The following is a 2,714-nucleotide window of genomic DNA, read 5'->3' on the forward strand; positions in this document are numbered from 1 at the left end:
CCGGCGCTGGTGAAGGCCGCCGACTGGATGCTGGACGAGCAGGTGCTGCGGCCCGGCGACTGGTCCGTGCGGCGCCCCCGACTGGAGCCCGGCGCCTGGGCGTTCGAGTTCCACAACGACAACTACCCGGACGTCGACGACACCGCCGAGGTGGTGCTCGCGCTGCTGCGCGTCCGGCACCCGGACCCGGCGCGCGTCCAGGAGGCCGTCCGGCGGGCCATGCGGTGGACGGTGGGCATGCGGTCGCGGAACGGGGCGTGGGCCGCGTTCGACGTCGACAACACCAGCCCCTTCCCCAACCGGCTCCCGTTCTGCGACTTCGGCGAGGTCATCGACCCGCCCTCCGCGGACGTGACCGCCCACGTGGTGGAGGCGCTGGCCGTGCTCGGCAAACAGCACGACCCGCGGGCCCGCGGGGGCATCGAGTGGCTGCTCGCCGAACAGGAGGAGTGCGGCGCCTGGTTCGGCCGCTGGGGCGTCAACTACGTCTACGGGACCGGCGCGGTGGTCCCCGCGCTCGTCGCCGCGGGCCTGCCCGGCTCCCACCCCGCCCTCCGGCGGGCCGTCGCCTGGCTGGAGAGCGTCCAGAACGCCGACGGCGGCTGGGGCGAGGACCTGCGCTCCTACCGCGACACCGACTGGAGGGGCCGCGGGGCCTCCACCGCCTCCCAGACCGCCTGGGCCCTGCTCGCCCTGCTGGCGGCGGGGGAGCGGGACAGCCCGGCCGTCGAGCGAGGGGTGGTCTGGCTGGCCGACACCCAGCTCCCCGACGGGTCCTGGGACGAGCCGTACTTCACCGGCACCGGCTTCCCCTGGGACTTCTCCATCAACTACCACCTGTACCGGCAGGTGTTCCCCCTCACGGCCCTCGGCCGCTACCTGCACGGCGAGCCCTTCGCGGCCCGGGAGGTCTGATGGATCCCGGCACGGAACCACCCGTAGCGCCCCTGCTGGTCGCCTGCGCCCTGGGCATCGAGCGCCTCGCCCTGCGCGGCGGCCGGCATGGCGCGGCGGGCTCCGCCACCATCCTGCGCACGGGCATGGGCCCGCAGGCGGCGGACCGTGCCGTGGCCAGGGCGCTCGGCGGCGACGGCAGGTACGCCGCGCTCGCCGACGCCGCCGTCATCGCCACCGGGTTCTGCGCCGGCCTGGCCCCCGGGATGCACCCCGGTGACCTGGTCGTCGCCGACGAGACCCGGGACGCCGAGGGGCGTACCGAGTGCACGGGGGTGGAGCTCCTCGCCAAGGAGCTCGCCCGGGTGGTACCCAGGCGGACCATCCACACCGGTCCACTGGTAGGTTCCGACCATGTGGTGCGCGGGGCGGAACGATCCGCCCTGCACGCCTCGGGGGCGCTCGCGGTGGACATGGAGTCCGCCGCCACACTCAGAAGCGCCGTCCGGGCCGGTCCGCGCCCGGTTGCGGCCGTCCGAGTGGTCGTGGACGCTCCCGAACACGAGCTTGTCCGCATCGGGACCCTGCGCGGTGGAATATCGGCATTCCGCGTGCTGCGCACCGTCCTGCCGGCCTTTTTTGCATGGCACCGTTCTTTGCTGCTCCCCAGGAGGTGAGCCAGATGGCAATGCCGCTTCGTCAGTCCATCCGCGTCGGTACCTATCTCGCTGAACAGAAGCTGCGCAGGCGGGAGAAGTTCCCGTTGATCGTGGAACTGGAACCCCTTTTCGCCTGCAACCTGAAGTGCGAGGGCTGCGGGAAGATCCAGCATCCGGCGGGGATCCTGAAGCAGCGCATGCCGGTGGCGCAGGCGGTCGGCGCGGTGCTGGAGTCCGGCGCGCCGATGGTCTCCATCGCGGGCGGCGAACCGCTGATGCATCCTCAGATCGACGAGATCGTCCGGCAGTTGGTGGCGAAGAGGAAATACGTCTTCCTCTGCACCAACGCGATGCTGCTGCGCAAGAAGCTCGACAAGTTCACGCCCTCCCCGTACTTCGCCTTCGCGGTGCACATCGACGGGCTGCGCGAGCGGCACGACGAGTCCGTGGCGAAGGAGGGCGTCTTCGACGAGGCGGTGGCGGCCATGAAGGAGGCCAAGCGGCGCGGCTTCCGGGTCACCACCAACTCGACCTTCTTCAACACCGACACCCCCCAGACCATCGTCGAGGTGCTCAACTACCTCAACGACGACCTGAAGGTGGACGAGATGATGATCTCGCCCGCCTACGCCTACGAGAAGGCCCCGGACCAGGACCACTTCTTGGGCGTCGAGCAGACCCGCGAGCTGTTCTCCAAGGCGTTCTCCGGCGGCAACCGGAAGCGGTGGCGGCTCAACCACAGCCCCCTCTTCCTGGACTTCCTGGAGGGCAAGGCCGACTTCCCCTGCACCGCCTGGGCCATCCCCAACTACTCGCTCTTCGGCTGGCAGCGCCCCTGCTACCTGATGAGCGACGGATACGTGCCCACCTACCGGCAGTTGGTCGAGGAGACCGACTGGGACAAGTACGGCCGAGGCAAGGACCCGCGGTGCGCCAACTGCATGGCGCACTGCGGCTACGAGCCCACCGCCGTGCTGGCGACCATGGGTTCGCTCAAGGAGTCGCTGCGCGCCGTCCGCGAGACCGTCTCGGGCAACCGGGACTGACGCCGTGACCACGGTGTCGCTGGGAACGCCCGCCGTCCCCGCTCGGATCGCCGTCCGCCGGCCCAGCCGGCGGATCCGGGTCGGGTCGGTGGCGGTGGGCGGGGACGCGCCGGTG

3 protein-coding genes are annotated in these 2,714 nt (G+C 71.3%); all 3 read left to right on the forward strand.

Going from position 1 to position 2,714, the window contains the following annotated elements; all coding sequences use genetic code 11:
* A partial coding sequence (gene shc, locus JNW98_RS29625; protein WP_223771379.1) for a squalene--hopene cyclase occupies positions 1-915 on the forward strand: 915 nt, incomplete at its 5' end.
* Positions 915-1,571: a phosphorylase family protein gene (locus JNW98_RS29630; protein ID WP_223771380.1), complete on the forward strand. Its 657-nt coding sequence runs from the start codon at positions 915-917 to the stop codon at positions 1,569-1,571. The genes shc and JNW98_RS29630, both read left to right, overlap by 1 nt.
* Positions 1,572-1,576: 5 nt before the next feature.
* Complete coding sequence (gene hpnH, locus JNW98_RS29635) at positions 1,577-2,599, forward strand: adenosyl-hopene transferase HpnH (RefSeq protein WP_223771381.1); 1,023 nt, start codon at positions 1,577-1,579, stop codon at positions 2,597-2,599.
* The last annotated feature ends 115 nt before the right edge of the window (positions 2,600-2,714 follow it).

The sequence above is a fragment of the Streptomyces huiliensis genome (genome assembly GCF_020037025.1).
Classification (GTDB): domain Bacteria; phylum Actinomycetota; class Actinomycetes; order Streptomycetales; family Streptomycetaceae; genus Streptomyces; species Streptomyces huiliensis.